A 17,778-nucleotide genomic window follows, 5' to 3' on the forward strand; every position below is an offset into this window, starting at 1 on the left:
TGATGCCGTTATCAGGAGGGTGGAGTCCATCACATTAGGGTGGGTACTCGTACCCACCACACAGCGCAAGCCCCCCGGTCACATAACCGGGACGCCCCTCAAGCCGCCAACCCCTCCAACTGCTCCTGCAACTCCAGCCACTCGTTCTCCAGCGTCCCCAGGTCACGCACGCAGAACGCCTGGTCCGCCACCAGGTTCTTCAGCTCATCCTTCTTGTCCGCCTCATACACCGCCGGCTCCAGCAGGCGCGCGTCGATGACGGCCTTTTTCGCATTCAGCTTGGCCATCTGCTCCTCGACACGCTTGATGCGGTTCTCGATCGGCTTCTTCAGGGCCGCCAGGCGCTGGCGCTCTTCGGCGCCCAGGCGCTTCTGTTCCTTGCGGTCGGCGGCCGGCACCGGGGCAGCGGCAACCGCCTGGACGGCAACCGGCGCCGCGACAGGCTCCTTGTCCTTCGCCGTCGGCAGGCCAACGGTGCCCTTGCCCAGCTTGGTCTGGAACAGCCAGTCCTTGTAGTCGTCCAGGTCGCCGTCGAAGGGCTGCAGCTTGCCGTCGGCGACGATGATGAACTGGTCGGTGGTAGCCCGCAGCAGGTGGCGATCGTGGGATACCACCACCAGCGTGCCCTCGAACTGGGCCAGCGCCAGCGTCAGCGCCTCGCGCGTTTCCAAGTCCAGGTGGTTGGTCGGTTCATCGAGCAGCAGCAGGTTAGGGCGCTGCCACACGATCAGGGCCAGCGCCAGGCGCGCCTTTTCGCCGCCCGAGAAAGGCTTGATCGGGCTGGTGACCATGGTGCCCGGGAAGTTGAAGCCGCCGAGGAAGTTGCGCAGCTCCTGCTCGCGCACGGTGGGGGCGATCTTCGCCAGGTGCCACAGCGGCGATTCGTCGTGGCGCAGCATCTCCACCTGGTGCTGGGCGAAGTAGCCGATCGACAGGCCCTTGCCGACTGTGGCGATGCCGTTCACGGGCGCCAGTTCGCCGGCGATGGTCTTGATCAGCGTGGATTTACCGGCGCCATTCACACCCAGCAGGCCAATGCGCTGGCCGATCTGCAGCGAGAAGTTCACGCGCTTGACGATGGTCTTGGCGTCGACCCGGTCGCCGTACTCGTCCAGGATCGGATAGCCGGCATCCACGTCTTCCAGCACCAGCAGCGGATTGGGCGCCGCCAGCGGCTCGCGGAACTCGAACGAGAACTCGGCGGCCGCGCGCAGCGGCGCCAGTTCTTCCATCTTGGCCAGCGCCTTCATGCGGCTTTGCGCCTGGCGCGCCTTGGTGGCTTGCGCCTTGAAGCGGTTGATGAAGGATTCCAGGTGAGCGCGGGTACGCTGCTGCTTTTCCATGGCGCTGGCGGCCAGCACCAGGGCGGCGGCGCGCTGGCGCTCGAACGACGAGTAGTTGCCCGAGTAGCGCTTGAGTTTGCGCTCGTCGATGTGCACCACCACGTTCACGATCTCGTCGAGGAAGTCGCGATCGTGGGAAATGATGACCAGGGTGCCCGGATAGCGCTTGAGCCAGTCTTCCAGCCAGATGATCGCATCCAGATCCAGGTGGTTCGTCGGTTCATCGAGCAGCAGCAGGTCGGATGGGCACATCAGCGCCTGCGCCAGGTTCAGGCGCATGCGCCAGCCGCCGGAAAAACTCGCCACCGGCTGCTGCATCTGGTCGAGCGAAAAGCCCAGGCCCAGCAGCAACTGCTCGCCGCGCGACTGCACGGTATAGGCGTCGGCGTCCATCAGCGCGCCGTGCACGTTGCCCATCGCGATACCGTTTTCCTCGGTATGCGGCGCCGCTTCCAGCGCATCGAGTTCGGCCTGCAGGCGGCGCAGGGTGACGTCGCCGTCGATCGCGTATTCCAGCGCCGGGCGGTCGAGCGCCGGCGTCTCCTGGGCCACATAGGCCATGCGCCACTTGGACGGGAAATCGATCTCGCCGGCGTCGGCATGGAGTTCGTTGCGCAGCATGGCGAACAGGCTGGATTTGCCGGCGCCGTTGGCGCCGATCAGGCCGATCTTGTCGCCCGGGTTCAGGGTCAGGTCGGCGCCTTCCAGTAGCGGCTTGGTGCCGCGCATCAGGCTGACGTTCAGGAAACGGATCATGTGGTTCTTATTGTGCTTGCAGTTGTTCGGCGGTGAGCAGGAACACGGCATCGTCGCCGGCGCTCGTGGTCAGCCAGGTCAGGCCGAGGTGGCCAAAGGCGGCTTCCGCGTACTCGGCTTCGTTGCCGATCTCGACCACCAGGATGCCTTCCGGCGTCAGGCGTTCGGCGGCGCCGGCCACGATCTTGCGCACCAGGTCCATGCCGTCGTCGCCGCCGTGCAGGGCGATCTGCGGCTCGCGCAGGTATTCCGGCGGCAGCTTGGCCATCGACGAAGCATTCACGTACGGGGGATTGGTGACGATCAGGTCGTACTTCTTGAACGGCACGTTCTCGTACAGGTCGGACTCGATCGGGTTCACGCGGCCCTCTAACTTGTAGTCGCGGATGTTACGCTCGGCCACGGCCAGCGCGTCGGTCGAGATGTCGACCGCATCGACCACGGCGTTCTGGTAGACGTCGGCCATCATGATCGCCAGGCAGCCCGAGCCCGTGCACAGTTCGAGCACGTTCTCGACCTCGAACGGGTTGGTCACCCACGGGCTGAAGAAGTGCGGGATCAGCTCGGCGATGAAGGAACGCGGCACCAGCACGCGCTCGTCCACATAGAAGGCGTAGGTGCCGAGCCAGGCTTCGTTGGTGATGTAGGCAGCCGGCACGCGCTCGCTGGTGCGGCGCTCGATCACCTGCAGCACCTGCAGCACTTCTTCCGGCAGCAGCTTCGCATCGAGGAAGGGATCGAGGCGGTCGAGCGGCAGCTTCAGCGTGTGCAGGATCAGGTAGGCGGCTTCGTCGAAGGCTTCGGCGCTGCCGTGGCCGAAGAACAGCTTGGCGGCGTTGAAGCGGGTAACGGCGTAGCGCAGCAGGTCGCGCGGGGTGCTGAAAGGCGTGGGAGTCATGGTGTGTTCTCGCGTGTTAGCGGCTCAATGGTTATGCGGCGGCCAGCAGGTGTTCCAGCGTACGGCGGTAGACGTTCTTCAAGGGATCGATAAAGCGCAGTTCGACGTGCTCGTCGATCTTGTGGATGCTGGCGTTGGGTGGGCCGAATTCTATCACCTGGGGGCAGATGCGGGCGATGAAGCGCCCATCCGAAGTGCCGCCGGTGGTCGACAGTTCGGTGCCGACGCCGGTCTCGTCGAAGATCGCCTTGCACACCGCGTCCGACAGCGTGCCCTTCGGCGTGAGGAAGGGCTGGCCCGACAGCGTCCAGTCGAGCTGGTATTCCAGGCCGTGGCGGTCGAGGATGGCGTGCACGCGCGCTTCCAGGCCCTCGGCCGTCGAGGCGGTGGAGAAGCGGAAATTGAAGTCGACCGTCATGTCGCCCGGGATCACATTGGTGGCGCCGGTGCCCGAGTGGAGGTTCGAGACCTGCCAGCTGGTCGGCGCGTAGTATTCGTTGCCTTCGTCCCAGACTTCCGCCGCCAGTTCCGCCAGCGCCGGCGCGGCCTGGTGGATCGGATTGCGCGCCAGGTGCGGGTAGGCGATGTGGCCCTGGATGCCCTTGATCACCAGGTGGCCCGAGAGCGAACCGCGGCGGCCGTTCTTGATCATGTCGCCCAGGATGTGGCTGGAGGTCGGCTCGCCGACGATGCAGTAGTCGAGCGTCTCGCCGCGTTCTTCCAGCAGGTCGCAGACGACCACGGTGCCGTCCACGGCCGGGCCTTCCTCGTCGCTGGTGATCAAAAAGGCGATCGAACCCAGGTGGTCGGGATTGGCGGCGATGAACTCTTCGCAGGCGATGACCATGGCCGCGATCGAGGTCTTCATGTCGGCGGCGCCGCGACCGTACAGCTTGCCGTCGCGGACGGTCGGCTCGAACGGGGCCGAGCTCCACTGGTGCACCGGCCCGGTCGGCACCACGTCGGTGTGGCCGGCGAAGACCAGCACCGGCGATTCAAGACCCTTGCGTGCCCACAGGTTGGTGACGCCGTTCGATTCGATCGTTTCGCAAACAAAACCCAGCGGCAGCAGCAGCTCGGCCAGGCGCTGCTGGCAACCCTTGTCGTGCGGGGTGATCGAGTCGAGCGCGATCAGTTCCCGGGCCAGGTCGAGGGTGCGCGAGGGCTTGGCGATCATGCGGCCTCCGCGAAGATACGGCTGTATTGGTCGGCCGAAAAACCGACGTTCAGCGGGCCGGCGCCTTCCAGTACCGGACGCTTGATGACGGACGGGTTTTCCAGCATCAGTTCCAGGGCGGCGGCCTTGTCGGTGATCGACGCCTTGCGCTCGTCCGGCAGGTTACGCCAGGTCATGCCCTTGCGGTTGACGAGGACTTCCCAGTCCAGCTGATCGAGCCAGCGCGCCGCGAGTTCGCGCGGCAGGCCCTGTTTCTTGAAGTCGTGGAAGCTGAAGTCGTGCTTGTTTTCAGTGAGCCAGGTACGGGCTTTCTTGACGGTGTCGCAGTTGGGGATACCGTAGAGGGTGATGGTCATGGGCGTAATCGTGCGAGGCAAGGCGGGCTTGCGGTGTGGCGGAAATCGGGAAGGGGCGAGGATAGCACAGGCGGTGTGTGCCTGTTTAGATGATATTCTTGGGAAACTATCTATCCAGCGGGTGTGCCATGAAGCGCAAAGCGCGGTTCTTCCTGTTTGCCGGACTTTACTGGATGTTCAGCCTGGCGCAGGCCTGCACCTGCGAGCCCGGGCTGCTGGGCACGGTTGGCATACAGGCCGCAAAGGAGGTGTTCATTTTCCGGCTGGTCAGTGCCCGTGCGCTGCCTGGGCGTACGGACGACGTCAGCGGTCCGCACATCGAAGGCGAGATAGAGATCGTGGACCGGTTACGCGGCCACGGAAGCGTCAGGAAGATACGCTTTTCGACAGCATCTTGTTGCGGCGTGCGTCTCGACGTCGGTACTTACTTTGCCGGGTTTGGCGCAGCGCATGGGCCTGTTTTTAAAGCGGATTCGGGGAATGTGGTGGAGGTAGGCGCGCGGCGCGACGTGCAGCAAGCCCGTAACAACATTCATGCCTTGCTTCGCGGCGAGCGACGCCTGGATGATGTATTTCCCAAGTCGGCCAGGGAGCGGACGGACCAACAGATTGTGCCGCCACCTTGCCCGCGCGCCGATGCCGGAGGCAGGAGGTAGCGCGCACCGGCTAGCCGTCGGCAGGGTCCTTGGAGGTTCAGCTGTTGAGCGTGAACTCGGTGAAGGTCGGCGAGTCGGGTTCATCTTTCTTGCCCGTCTCGTTCGCATCCCTGGCCGGCCCGTTGTTCAGCAGCCAGAGCAGGTTGGTCGCCGAATCCGCATTCGCCAGCGCTTCTTCCTGCGTCACGAGACCCGCTTGCACCAGCGCCAGCAGCGCCGCTTCGAACGACTGCGAACCCGGCGACAAGCTCTTGTCCATCGCTTCCTTGATACCGCCGAGTTCACCTTTTTCGATCAGGTCGGCGATGTAGCGGGTGTTCAGCAGGATCTCGACCGCCGGCTGGCGCGTGCCGCCGGCCGCTGCGCGCACCAGGCGCTGCGAAACAATCGCCTTGGTCGCCGAGGCCAGGTCCTGCAGCAGGGCCTGGCGGTTCTCGATGGGATAAAAACTGATGATGCGGTTCAGCGCGTTGTAGCTGTTGTTGGCGTGCAGGGTGGCGACCACCAGGTGGCCGGACTGGGCGTAGGCCAGCGCCGCGGTCATGGTGTCGCGGTCGCGGATTTCGCCGATCAAAATCACGTCCGGCGCCTGGCGCAGCGAGTTGCGCAGGGCCATGTTGAAGTCGAGGGCGTCGCTGCCGATTTCGCGCTGGTTGACGATCGATTTCTTGTTCTTGAAGAGGTATTCAATCGGGTCCTCCAGCGTGAGGATGTGGCCAGTGCGGTGCTCGTTGCGGTAGTCGAGCATAGCGGCGATGGTGGTCGACTTGCCGGAGCCGGTGGCGCCGACCACGAGCAGCAGGCCGCGCTTTTCCATGATCAGTTCGGACAGCACAGGCGGCAGGCCGAGTTCTCCCAAGGGCGGGATGGTGGCCGGCACGAAGCGGAACACGGCCGAGATGCTGCCGCGCTGGCGGAAGGCCGACAGGCGGAAGCGGCCGAGGTTGGGCACCGAGATGCCCATGTTGAGTTCATTGGTGCGCTCGAGTTCCTCGCGCTGCTCTGGCGTGGTGACTTCCGACAGCAGGGAGAGGATGTTGCTCGGGTCGAGCTTGTTCTGGTTGATCGGGATGAGGTTCGCGTTGATCTTGATGTGGACGGGAGAGTTCACCGCGAAGAACATGTCCGACGCGTTTTTTTCCTTCATGAGTTGGAACAGGCGGTCCATGGCCATGGTGGTATCCCCGGTGATGCAAATTTGTCGATAAATCATGCGTTGGCTGGACGCGTGGGCGCTCCTGTGCCCACGCGTTCAACGCACGGTTGCACATTCGCGCAACCGTTCAACCCTTAAACCCCGCGCAGCAGCTCGTTGATGCCGGTCTTCGAACGCGTCTGCGCATCCACGCGCTTGACGATCACGGCGCAGTACAGGCTGTACTTGCCATCGCTTGAGGGCAGCGAACCCGACACCACCACCGAACCCGACGGCACGCGGCCATAGCTCACTTCGCCGGTTTCGCGGTTGTAGATCTTGGTCGACTGGCCGATGTACACGCCCATCGAGATCACCGAGTTCTCTTCGACGATCACGCCTTCGACGATTTCCGAGCGGGCGCCGATGAAGCAGTTGTCTTCGATGATGGTCGGATTGGCCTGCATCGGTTCCAGCACGCCGCCGATGCCGACGCCGCCCGACAGGTGGACGTTCTTGCCGATCTGGGCGCAGGAGCCGACGGTGGCCCAGGTGTCGACCATGGTGCCTTCGTCGACGTAGGCGCCGATGTTGACGTACGACGGCATCAGCACCACGTTCTTGCCGATGAAGGAGCCGCGGCGCGCAACGGCCGGCGGCACCACGCGGAAGCCGCCTTTTGCAAAATCTTCGGCGCTGTAGTCGGCGAACTTGGTCGGGACCTTGTCGTAGAACTGCAGGCTGCCGCCGAGGCCCGCCGCCGCCGGCATTTGGACGTTGTTCTCGAGGCGGAACGACAGCAGCACGGCCTTCTTGATCCACTGGTTGACGATCCACTCGCCGCCTTCTTTCTGGGCCACGCGCAGGGTGCCGGCATCGAGGCCAGCCAGTACCTGGGCGACGGCGTCGCGCACGTCTGCAGGGGCGGTCGATGGGCTGAAGTCCGCGCGCTGTTCCCACGCGGTGTCGATGATGTTCTGGAGTTGTTGGGTCATGATTGAATAATCTCTGTTTCAGGATGCGGTGCGCAGATTCTGGCAGAACTGGACGATGCGCGTGGCTGCTTCCAGCCCTTCGTCGACGCCCGCCACCAGCGCCATGCGGATACGGTTGCGGCCCGGATTGGTCCCGTGCGCGTCGCGCGCGAGATAACTGCCGGGCAGAACCGTCACATTATATTCGGCGTAGAGACGGCGTGCGAACTCGGTGTCGGAAAGGCCGGTCCGGCGCACGTCGGCCCACAAATAAAAGCCGGCGTCGGGCAGTTCGACGTCCATCACCTGGCGCAGCAGCGGCGTGATCAGGCTGAACTTTTCCTTGTACAGCGTGCGGTTGTCCTGCACGTGGGTCTCGTCGTTCCAGGCTGCGATCGAGGCCGTTTGCACCGGTGGCGACATGGCGCCGCCGCTGTAGGTGCGGTATAGCAGGAATTTCTTGATGACTTGCGGGTCGCCGGCAACAAAACCCGAGCGCATGCCCGGCACGTTCGAGCGCTTCGACAGGCTGGAAAACACGATCAAATTCGCATACGGCCGCTCGCCGCTGCTGCGCCCAAGCGCGTGCGCCGCTTCCAGCGCACCGAGTGGCGGCGTGGCGCCGCAGTAGATCTCGGAATAGCACTCGTCGGCCGCGATCACGAAGCCGTGGCGGTCGGAGAGCTCGAACAGCTCGCGCCAGTCGCCCTGCGAGAGCACGGCGCCGGTCGGATTGCCCGGCGAGCAGATATACAGCAGCTGCACGCGCGCCCACACATCGTCTGGCACGGTGCTGAAGTCGGGCGCGAAGTTGCGCGCCGGGTCCGAGTTCACGAACCAGGGCGAGGCGCCGGCCAGGTAGGCCGCGCCTTCGTAGATCTGGTAGAACGGGTTCGGGCTGAGTACCAGCGGGTCGGGGCGGCTGGCATCGATCACGGCGTGGGCAATCCCAAACAAGGCCTCGCGCGAGCCGTTCACCGGCAGCACCATGGTCGCCGGGTCGAGCGCCGGAATCGCATAGCGGCGTTCGAGCCAGCCGGCAATCGCCGCGCGCAGCGGCTCGCTGCCGATCGTGCTCGGGTAGTTGGCCAGGCCGGCAATCGCGTGGGTCAGGGCTTTTTCGATAAAGGCGGGCGTCGGGTGCTTGGGCTCGCCGATGCCGAGGCTGATCGGCGCGTAGTCCGCATGCGGCGTGACGCCGGCAAACAGTTCGCGCAGCTTCTCAAAAGGGTAGGGGTGGAGTTTGTCGAGATGTGGATTCACGGCGGTCCCGGGGCAATGCGAAAAGAACCATTATAGCGCCGATAAAAAGGAGGCCACGTTAGGTGGCGCGCTCGCGCCAGGCGCCCGGATTCACGCCGGCCCACTCCTTGAACGCGTGGGTGAACGCGCTTTGTTCCTGGTAGCCGAGCAGGAAGGCGATGTCGGCCAGCGACAGCTCCGGCTGGCGCAGGTAATCCTGGGCCAGCGCATAGCGGGCGCCGTCCAGCACACCCTGGAAGCTGGCGCCGGCCTCGCTGAGTTTGCGCTGCAGGGTGCGCGGCGACAGGTCGAGTTCCTGGGCGATTGACGCCAGCCGCACCCGGTCGTGCGCCAGGTTGCGGATGATGGCGGCGCGCACCCCGGCGACGATGGCCGGCGCACCCGGTTCGCGCTGGCCGAGCAGGCGCTCGGCGTGCTGCTGCAACACCGGGTACAGCGAGATGTCGGCGTTCGGCACCGGCAGCGACAACAGCGCCGCGTCGAATTCGCCGCAGTTGGCCGGCGCATCGAACACGGGACGGCTGCCGAACACGCGCTCGTATTCGCCCATGTCCGCTTCGCCCGCGTGGGCAAAGGAGACCTGCGCCACCGGCAGCACGCCGCCCGCCAGCCAGCGCCCGAAGGTCTGGATGCCGGCAAACACGCTCTCCACCAGGTGGCGGCCGGCAGTCGGGTAATGGCTGATCCACTCGTAGCGCGCCGTGGCGCCGCTCACCGTTACCTGCGAGCGGCCCAGGTCGTGGGCCAGCGCTTCGTAGCGCATGGTCTGTTCCAGCGCCTGGCCGATGTCGCGGCAGGCCAGCAGCACCAGGCCGTACACGCTGTAGGTGCCGAGCTTCACGCATTCGCCCACGTGCAGGCCGAAGTGCGGATCGTTTGCGAGTTCGGCGCCGGCATCGAGCAGGCGGATGTAGTCGGGCGCGGACAACGAGTCGGGCAGGGGCGCCAGGCGTTCGGGCGCCAGCCCGGCGGCGCGTGCCAGGTCGGCAGGCGCCACGCCGCGCGCGGCGGCAGCGTCGAGCAGCGGCTGCAGGTAGGAGCCAGTCACCCGCTGCGACGGGTTGTCGGCGACTGGCGCAATCGAACAAGGCTTTGTCATAAAGGAGCAATACGGCGGCTGGCTTCTCGCATACGCTTCGCGAATGTTGAAAGAGTATAAAGGGAAACCTGCATGAAACGGTGGAATGGCTGGGGCGACGACACGGTCGATGTAGCGCTGGGCGACGAGGCGTTGGCCTTCCTTGAAACACGTATCGGCAGCGGAACGGCGTCGGTGGATGCCGGCTTCGACGAGGCCTGCGCGTCGATCGGCGCGGGCCGCCTGGCGCCGCATCCGCTGGTCGACACCACACCCGCCACGCGCGCCCTGCATGCGCTGGGCCAGAGCCTGCCCGACTGGCTGCGCCTGCGCCACGGCCGCCTGGGCGCGGTGCCGGACGGCGTCGCCTTTCCCGAAAGCGCCGAGCAGGTGCGCTCGCTGCTGCTGCACGCCCAGCGCTGTGGCGCGGACGTGATTCCCTACGGCGGCGGCACCAGCGTGGCCGGCCACGTGAATGTGCCCGACGCCGCACAACCGACGCTGTGCATCGACATGCGGCGCATGCGCAGTCTCATCGCGCTGGACCGCGAGGCGCAGTTGGCCACCTTTGGCGCCGGCGTCACCGGCCCCGACCTGGAAGCCCAGCTGCGCGCCCATGGCTACACGCTTGGCCACTTCCCGCAATCCTTCGAGTATTCCACGCTGGGCGGCTGGGTGGTCACGCGCTCGTCCGGCCAGCAGTCGCTGCGCTATGGCCGCATCGAGGGGCTGTTCGCCGGCGGCCGGGTGGAAACGCCAAACGGCACGCTGGAGATCCCGACTTTCCCGGCCTCGGCCGCCGGCATCGATTTGCGCGAGATGGTGCTCGGTTCCGAGGGACGGCTGGGCATCCTCACCGAAGCCACCGTGCGCGTCTCGCGCCTGCCCGAGTACGAAGCCTTCCACGCCGTCTTCTTCCCCAATTGGGAGCGCGCCGAACGCGCCGTGCGCGAACTGTCGCAGGCGCGCCTGCCGCTGTCGATGCTGCGCCTGTCGAACGCGGTGGAGACCACGACCATGCTGGCGCTGGCCGGCCACGCCAGGCAAGTCGGCCTGCTGGAACGCTACCTGGGCTGGCGCGGCTGCGGCGCGAACAAATGCATGCTGATGATCGGCGTGACCGGCGACAGGGTGCAGGCCAAGGCGGCCCTGCGCGCCGCATTGCGGCTTGCCGGCGGCGTGCACATCGGCCGCGCCCTGGGCGAGCGCTGGCGCCACGGGCGCTTCCGCAACGTCTACCTGCGCAATACGGCCTGGGCCTACGGCTACGCCATCGACACCGTGGAGACGGCCGTCGACTGGCCCGGTGTGACACGCGCCATGCAGGCCGTCGAAGCCGCAGCCGACGAGGCGTTTGCCGCCCACGGCGAGCGGGTGCACGCCTACACCCACCTGTCGCATATCTACCCGCAAGGCGCCAGCGTGTACTCGACCTTCGTGTACCGCTTGAGCGGCGACTTCGAGACCGACCTGGCGCGCTGGCGCGATCTGAAGCAGGCCGTGTCGAACGCCATCGTCGCCAGCGGCGGCACCATCAGCCACCAGCACGGCGTGGGCGCCGACCATGCGCCCTGGCTGGAAGCCGAAAAGGGCGAGCTGGGACTGGCGGCAATGCGCGCGCTGTTCCGCGAGTTCGACCCGGAAAGGCGCATGAACCCCGGCAAGCTGGTGCTGCCATGAACGCGGGCGGCCATGCGAATTGGCAGGGCGGATGGCGGGCAAGCCTGCCCGAACTGCTGACGCGCGAGTGGGACGTGCTCGTGATCGGCGGCGGCATCACCGGCGCCGGCATCCTGCTCGAAGCGTCGCGGCGCGGCCTGCGCGCGCTATTGGTCGAGGGACGCGACTTCGCCTGGGGCACGTCGAGCCGCTCGTCGAAACTGGTGCACGGCGGCCTGCGCTACCTGGCGCAGGGCCACGTCAAGCTCACGCGCGAAGCGGTGCGCGAACGCGAAGCCCTGCTGCGCGATGCCCCCGGCCTGGTCGAGCCGCAGCGCTTTGCCTTTCCCGACTACGGCGCCAGCAGCCGCAAGCGCCGCACCATGCTGGCCGGGCTGGCGCTGTACGACTTGTTCGCCGGCCGGCGCGAGCGGCATTGGCAGGACGCGAGCGAATTTGCGCTGCTGGCGCCGAACGTGGCGCGCGCAGGGCTGGCCGGCGGCATCGTCTATACCGACGCCAAGACCGACGATGCGCGCCTGGTGCTGCGCACGCTGCTGGAAGCGCGCCGCCACGGCGCTGCCGCCGTCAACTACATAACCGTGCGCTCGCTGCTGAAGGATGGCGACAAGGTGACCGGCGCCGTGCTGCGCGACGAGGCGGACGGCGCCGGCCTGTTCGAGGTGCGCGCGCGTCTGGTGATCGACGCCGGCGGCGTCTGGGCCGGGCAGCTTGCCACGGGCGGGCCGCGCCTGCGTCCGCTGCGCGGCAGCCACTTGCTGCTGCCATCCTGGCGCCTGCCGCTGGCGCAGGCGATCAGCCTGATGCACCCCGTCGACGGCCGTCCGGTGTTCGCCTTTCCCTGGGAGGGCGCGACCCTGGTCGGCACCACCGACGTCGACCACCGCGACGGCCTGGCGCTTGAAGCGGCGATCACGCGCCCGGAACTCGACTACCTGCTGCAAGCCTTGCAGGCCCAGTTCCCGGAGCTGGCATTGCAGGAGACCGACGTGATCGCCACCTATGCCGGCGTACGCCCCGTGCTCGACAGCGGCACGGGCGATGCGCCGTCGACGCTGGGCCGCGAGCACGCGATCTGGTGCGGCAAGGGCCTGGTCAGCGTCACCGGCGGCAAGCTGACCACCTTCCGTGCGATTGCGCTCGACGTGCTGCGCCAGGCCAGGCCCCAGCTGCCCGGCTGGAACGATGCGCTGGCGCCTTGCCCGATCTACGCGCCCGTTGAAACACCCACTGCGCCGCGGCGCATGCCGGCGCCGCTGCTGCGCCGCCTGACCGGCCGCCATGGTCCGCAGGCCCAGGCCCTGGTCGATGCGGCGCAGGACGGCGAGCTGGAACACATCCCCGGCACCGAAACCCTGTGGGCCGAGCTGCGCTGGGCCGCGCGCGCCGAGGCGGTCGAACACCTGGACGATCTGCTGCTGCGCCGTACCCGCATCGGCCTGCTGCTGCGCGGCGGCGGGGCCGGCCACATGGACCGCATCCGCGCCATCTGCCAGGCCGAGCTGGGATGGAACGACGCGCGCTGGGAGCAGGAGCAAGCCGCCTACACCGCGCTCTGGTCGCGCCACTACAGCCTGCCGTCCGCCGCAAGCAACGAACCAATTACCGCAGCATGAAGATCGACCCCCTGATCCTCGCCATCGACAACGGCACCCAGAGCGTACGCGCCTTGCTGTTCGACCTGCGCGGCGACATCGTTGCCAAGTGCCAGGTGCCGCTGGAAGCCTATTTCTCGCGCCAGCCCGGCTGGGCCGAGCACGAGCCGGACGATTACTGGCAGGCCGTGTGCCGCGCCTGCCAGGGCCTGTGGACCCAGCCCGGCGCCGAGCGGGCCGCCGTGCGCGCGGTAGCGGTGACGACCCAGCGCGGCACCGTGGTCAATCTCGGCCGCGACGGCCAGCCGCTGCGCCCGGCCATCACCTGGCTCGACCAGCGCCGCACCGACACCGTCCCGCCGATCGGCCCGTTCTGGCGCGGCGCCTTCCGCCTGGCGCGTGTCAGCAATACCATCGACTACTTCCGCAGCGAGGCCGAGATCAACTGGATCCGCGCCCACCAGCCGGACGTGTGGGAGGCAACGGATAAATTCCTGCTGCTGTCGGGCTACCTGAACTGGCGCCTGTGCGGACGCTTCATCGACTCCAGCGGTGGGCAGGTGGGTTACCTGCCTTTCGACTACCGGCGCCACCGCTGGGCATCAAGCCGCGACTGGAAGTGGCAGGCCCTGGCCGTGGAAGCGCGCATGCTGCCCGAGCTGGCGCCGCCCGGCACCCGGCTGGGCGCAGTCGATGCGGCGGCAGCCGATGCCACCGGCATCCCGCAGGGTACGCCGCTGTTTGCCGCCGCCGCCGACAAGGCCTGCGAAGTGCTGGGCGCTGGCTGCAACGAGCCGCACGTCGGCTGCCTGAGCTACGGCACCACGGCCACCGTGAACACCACCAGCCGGAAGTACGTCGAGGTCACGCCCTTCGTGCCGCCTTACCCGGCCGCCATCCCCGATGCCTACAGCACCGAGGTGCAGGTGTTCCGCGGCTACTGGATGGTCAACTGGTTCAAGGAGCAGTTCGGCCACATGGAGCAAAGCCGCGCGCTGCTGGAAGACGTGGCGCCGGAAGCCTTGTTCGACCAGCTGGCCGAATCGGTGCCGCCCGGCTCCATGGGCCTGATGCTGCAGCCCTACTGGACGCCCGGCATCCGCGTGCCGGGGCGCGAAGCGAAGGGCGCGATCATCGGCTTCGGCGACGTGCACACCCGCGCCCACGTCTACCGCGCAATCCTGGAAGGGCTGGCCTACGCGCTGCGCGAAGGGAAGGAGCGCATCGAAAAACGCAGCGGCGTAAAGATCACCGAGCTGCGCGTGTCCGGCGGCGGCTCGCAAAGCGACGCGGCGCTGCAGCTCACGGCCGACATCTTCGGTCTGCCGACCGCGCGCCCGCACGTGTACGAAACCTCGGGCCTGGGCGCGGCCATCGACGCCGCCGTCGGGCTCGGGCTGTATCCGGATTTCGCCAGCGCGGTAGCGGGCATGACGCGGGTGGGAAGGGTGTTCGAGCCGATCGAAGGCAATCGCGCCATCTACGACCGGCTCTACAAGGAGGTCTACAAGAAGATGTACCGGAATTTGCAGCCGCTGTACCGGAAGATCGCCGACATCACCGGCTATCCTGCGCAGGTATGAGTGCACCCGATCGGTGATGGATCGATTCCTGCCAAGCGTTAGAAGAATGCTTTCGACCTCGATGAGCGATGTAAGAAGTCTCTGATATACTCAAGCAGTGCAATTTAATGCATTTTGAGTTCAATCGGATCGAGAGCAGGTATATGGAATGCCATATCGAGATAACGACTTCGATTATGCATTTGCAGATGCGCCGCCTCCGGTATCCCTGCGTTTTCCAGTCGATATCGCCCGCCATACCCTGAGTAGCTGGCCGACTTTTCTCTATGACCTGGTCCCGCAAGGGAATGGGCGTCGCTTTCTGCTCGAGCGACTGGGCCTCGGCGATCACCAGGCCGCGGACTTGCCATTGCTGTGTGCGGGGGCGTTCAATCCCATCGGTTGCCTGCGGATCAAAGAGGCGGTCGAGTATTACCGCAACCATGTCGAACGACATGCTTCAATCGGCGAGGGTTTTGAACTCGACGATATGCTCGCTCGCGGTCCTGAATTTCATGAAGAGATGATGGTGCATGGAATGCTTGCGGCGGGAGGTACTGGTGTGCAGGGCGTTGCACCGAAATATCTGCTGACCGAAGCGAAAAATGGCCGCTGGTATCCCGACGCCGCGCTTGTCGATGAGGATGCGGCAGTTCATTACATCGTCAAAAGACCGCGTGGCCCCAAGCCCGAGGATCAGAAAGTGCTTCGAAATGAAGCAGCCTACATGCAGGTTGCACATCTCATGGGCTTGCGGACACAGGCGCTTCCGGAACTGCGCGGCGACATGCTGTTCGTTCCGCGTTTCGACAGGCAGGTAAGCGGCGTCCAGGTGCGCCGGTTTCACCAGGAAAGCGCGGCGTCGATTGCAGGATTGGCGGGATTTGGATTCCAGGCCAATCAATTCATCCTGGTCGACGCCATCCGGCGCGTCGTCGATTCGCCGCTCGAGGAAACCATCGAGTTCATCCAGCGCGACATATTGAACCTGGCAATGATGAATACAGACAACCACGCGCGCAACACCGCTGTGCAAACGGTCGAAGGCGTCACGCGGCTGACGCCACTGTTCGATTTTGCCCCGATGTACCTCGACCCGGAAGGAATCGTGCGCTCTGCACGCTGGTATCACCGTGAAACGAAAAAAGAAATCAGCCACTGGCAGGATGTCTTGCCGCATTTATTGCTGCCCGAAGCCGAGTACCTGGAAGTGATGAAGTCTCTCGTCGCGTTCGGCGAGAAGCTGTCCGATCTGCCGGGTCATATGGAAAGCGCAGGTGTGGACGCCGATATCATCGCGTTTCTCCGCCCGAGTATCGCGGCGCAACAAGCGCAACTCTCAGCACTGAGGTAGTCATGGCCAAGCGCAAAGTATTGGATAAGGCGAAAGCCCGGGAAAAACGCGATCAATTGCTCGCATCGGCAGCAGCGGCCCGGCTATCGTTGACGGATGGCGTGCGAACCATGCGGGAAATCGCAGGGATGACCCAGGAAGAGTTCGCACGGCATCGGGGAGTCAGCGCACGTGCCATAAAAGCGCTTGAACTGGGCCAGGGCAATCCGACCGTCGCCCTACTGAACCGAGTAGGAGAATTCTTCGGCCTGGAGGTTGCGTTCGTACCCAAGAGGCCACCTCCGGAACCCGATGGCGTCGGTCACCGCGTTCACACAACAGAGACGGCATTCGCGGCAACCGATTCTCAACTGGTCAACATCGACTTGCTGCAACAACAGGTAAAGGAAATGGCGCGATTGAACAGCCAGCTTGAAAACCTGGGATCACTAAATGCCCGACTCGAAGGTATAGAACGCCTGGCTACGGAGCTGGAACAACTCCGTACCTCGAAAGGCAGCTGACACGCTTGCGCGTTACCGGGGCACGACACCGGCGATACAGGATTGCCCAGCCGTCGTCAGGATAGCGCCGGCTCCAGGTGCGCACTGCCGGTGCGCACCGCACGCACCCCATTGCGCCCCGCATCCTTGACCGCATACATGGCGCGGTCGGCGGCCACGAAAAAGCTCTTCAAATCGTCGAGCTGGGTCGGCACGATGGTGGCCACGCCGAGGCTGACGGTCACCCATTCCGACGTGGTCGAGCCCGGGTTCGGGATGTGCAGCGATTCGATGTGGGCGCGGATGGTTTCGCCGAGCGTGGCGGCGGCCTCGAAGCCGGTTTCGCCGAACAGCAGCACGAATTCCTCGCCGCCGTAGCGCGCCGCGATGTCGGTGGCGCGCAGCGCGTGCGACTGCAGCGCCATCGCCACCTGCTGCAGGCAGGCGTCGCCGGCGGCGTGGCCCAGGCTGTCGTTGTAGCCCTTGAAGTGGTCGACGTCGAGCACGATCAGCGACAGCGGCTGGCTGCTGCGCACCGCGCGCTGCCATTCCTTTTCCAGGAAGGTGTCGAAGTGGCGCCGGTTCGGGATCTTGGTCAGCGGGTCGGCCAGGGCTGCGCGCTGCAGGGCGTTCTCGGACTGCTTGTGGTGGGTGATATCGTGCAGCAGGGCGACGAACAGCGGCTGGTCGGCCAGCATCGGCGTGAGCGTGAAGTCCATTGCGCGTACATTCCCGTCGCGCTGGCGGATCAGCACTTCGCGCGCGCCGCGGCAATCGCGCGCAAAGCCCTGGCTGGCTGCGGCGCCGGCCATGCTGCGGCTGAAGATGTCGAGGTATTCCTGGGCCACCGAGGGCGCCAGCAGGCTGTCGAGGCGGATGCCGGCCAGTTCGCCGGGTCCGTAGCCGAGGTAGCGGTCGCAGGCCGGATTGGCATACTGGATGCAGCCGTTGGCCTCGATGATCATCAGGCCTTCGTCGATGCTGTTGACGATCAGGCGCAGGCGCTCGGCCTGTTCCTGCTGCGACAAACTGGTGCGGCGAAACTGCAGTTGCGCGCGCACGCGGGCGCAGACTTCCGCCAGCCGCAGCGGCTTGGGGATATAGTCGGCCGCGCCGATGTCGAAGGCGGCGACGATATCCTCGGTCTCGGTACGCGCGCTCATGAAGATCACCGGGATGTTGCAGGTGACCGGATGCGCCTTCAGGCGGCGGCAGACCTCCATGCCGTCCATGCCGGGCAAATTGATGTCGAGCAGGACCAGGTCGGGCAGGGCGCGCTGGGCGATGCCGAGCGCGCGTTCGCCGGAATTGGCGACAAAGGTCTGGTAACCCTGCTGCAGCATCATGGACCGCAGAGCCCCCAGGTGAGCGGGAGCGTCATCGACGACGAGGACGGCGGCCTGGCGCGGAGTGGCAGCCGAGACCTGGGCTAGGGTGGGCATGGACGGACGGAGGGCTTGATCTTGTTT

Annotated in this window: 15 protein-coding genes; 6 read left to right on the forward strand and 9 right to left on the reverse strand. The window is 65.8% G+C overall.

Annotated elements, in window-relative coordinates; genetic code table 11:
- Positions 1-98: 98 nt before the first annotated feature.
- The 4 genes from QWL29_RS15480 to QWL29_RS15495 are packed head-to-tail and all read right to left on the reverse strand — an operon-like array spanning position 99 to position 4,530.
- Positions 99-2,099 carry an ATP-binding cassette domain-containing protein gene (locus QWL29_RS15480; RefSeq protein WP_305823779.1) on the reverse strand — a complete coding sequence of 667 codons (2,001 nt, stop codon included), beginning with the start codon at positions 2,097-2,099 and terminating at the stop codon, positions 99-101.
- Positions 2,100-2,106: 7 nt separating this feature from the next.
- Positions 2,107-2,997, reverse strand: coding sequence for a 50S ribosomal protein L3 N(5)-glutamine methyltransferase (gene prmB / locus QWL29_RS15485; protein WP_305823780.1), 891 nt, complete (start codon positions 2,995-2,997; stop codon positions 2,107-2,109).
- Positions 2,998-3,028: 31 nt separating this feature from the next.
- A complete protein-coding gene (gene dapE / locus QWL29_RS15490; RefSeq protein WP_305823781.1) occupies positions 3,029-4,174 on the reverse strand; it encodes a succinyl-diaminopimelate desuccinylase in 1,146 nt (381 codons plus the stop codon).
- Complete coding sequence (locus QWL29_RS15495; protein WP_305823782.1) at positions 4,171-4,530, reverse strand: ArsC family reductase; 360 nt, start codon at positions 4,528-4,530, stop codon at positions 4,171-4,173. Before QWL29_RS15495 ends, dapE begins: the two co-directional genes overlap by 4 nt.
- A gap of 128 nt (positions 4,531-4,658) precedes the next feature.
- Between QWL29_RS15495 and QWL29_RS15500 the strand changes: the two genes are divergently transcribed.
- Positions 4,659-5,186, forward strand: a complete 528-nt coding sequence (locus QWL29_RS15500) for a hypothetical protein (RefSeq protein ID WP_305823783.1) — start codon at positions 4,659-4,661, stop codon at positions 5,184-5,186.
- A 37-nt stretch (positions 5,187-5,223) separates the two neighbouring features.
- Here the strand turns inward: QWL29_RS15500 and QWL29_RS15505 are convergent, their stop codons facing one another.
- The 4 genes from QWL29_RS15505 to QWL29_RS15520 all read right to left on the reverse strand — a co-directional run bounded on the left by QWL29_RS15505 (position 5,224) and on the right by QWL29_RS15520 (position 9,657).
- Positions 5,224-6,360 carry a PilT/PilU family type 4a pilus ATPase gene (locus QWL29_RS15505; protein ID WP_305823856.1) on the reverse strand — a complete coding sequence of 379 codons (1,137 nt, stop codon included), beginning with the start codon at positions 6,358-6,360 and terminating at the stop codon, positions 5,224-5,226.
- A gap of 116 nt (positions 6,361-6,476) precedes the next feature.
- Complete coding sequence (dapD, locus tag QWL29_RS15510) at positions 6,477-7,316, reverse strand: 2,3,4,5-tetrahydropyridine-2,6-dicarboxylate N-succinyltransferase (protein ID WP_305823784.1); 840 nt, start codon at positions 7,314-7,316, stop codon at positions 6,477-6,479.
- Between the two features lie 18 nt (positions 7,317-7,334).
- Positions 7,335-8,558, reverse strand: coding sequence for a succinyldiaminopimelate transaminase (dapC, locus tag QWL29_RS15515; RefSeq protein WP_305823785.1), 1,224 nt, complete (start codon positions 8,556-8,558; stop codon positions 7,335-7,337).
- A gap of 58 nt (positions 8,559-8,616) precedes the next feature.
- A complete protein-coding gene (locus QWL29_RS15520) occupies positions 8,617-9,657 on the reverse strand; it encodes an AraC family transcriptional regulator (protein ID WP_305823786.1) in 1,041 nt (346 codons plus the stop codon).
- 72 nt (positions 9,658-9,729) lie between these two features.
- Between QWL29_RS15520 and QWL29_RS15525 the strand changes: the two genes are divergently transcribed.
- The 5 genes from QWL29_RS15525 (at position 9,730) to QWL29_RS15545 (ending at position 16,330) form a co-directional block, all read left to right on the forward strand.
- Positions 9,730-11,316, forward strand: coding sequence for an FAD-binding oxidoreductase (locus QWL29_RS15525; protein ID WP_305823787.1), 1,587 nt, complete (start codon positions 9,730-9,732; stop codon positions 11,314-11,316).
- Complete coding sequence (locus QWL29_RS15530; RefSeq protein ID WP_305823788.1) at positions 11,313-12,932, forward strand: glycerol-3-phosphate dehydrogenase/oxidase; 1,620 nt, start codon at positions 11,313-11,315, stop codon at positions 12,930-12,932. Before QWL29_RS15525 ends, QWL29_RS15530 begins: the two co-directional genes overlap by 4 nt.
- Positions 12,929-14,494: an FGGY-family carbohydrate kinase gene (locus QWL29_RS15535; RefSeq protein ID WP_305823789.1), complete on the forward strand. Its 1,566-nt coding sequence runs from the start codon at positions 12,929-12,931 to the stop codon at positions 14,492-14,494. Before QWL29_RS15530 ends, QWL29_RS15535 begins: the two co-directional genes overlap by 4 nt.
- Positions 14,495-14,642: 148 nt before the next feature.
- The gene (locus tag QWL29_RS15540; RefSeq protein ID WP_305823790.1) at positions 14,643-15,827 is read left to right on the forward strand and encodes a type II toxin-antitoxin system HipA family toxin; all 1,185 of its coding nucleotides are present in this window, start codon (positions 14,643-14,645) and stop codon (positions 15,825-15,827) included.
- A gap of 2 nt (positions 15,828-15,829) precedes the next feature.
- Entirely contained in the window at positions 15,830-16,330 is a 501-nt protein-coding gene (locus QWL29_RS15545; RefSeq protein WP_305823791.1) for a helix-turn-helix transcriptional regulator, read from the forward strand.
- Between the two features lie 56 nt (positions 16,331-16,386).
- Here the strand turns inward: QWL29_RS15545 and QWL29_RS15550 are convergent, their stop codons facing one another.
- Complete coding sequence (locus tag QWL29_RS15550; protein ID WP_305823792.1) at positions 16,387-17,751, reverse strand: diguanylate cyclase; 1,365 nt, start codon at positions 17,749-17,751, stop codon at positions 16,387-16,389.
- Between the last annotated feature and the right edge of the window lie 27 nt (positions 17,752-17,778).

Origin of the sequence: Massilia brevitalea, from assembly GCF_030711405.1 — a bacterium.
Classification (GTDB): Bacteria; Pseudomonadota; Gammaproteobacteria; order Burkholderiales; family Burkholderiaceae_D; genus Telluria; species Telluria brevitalea.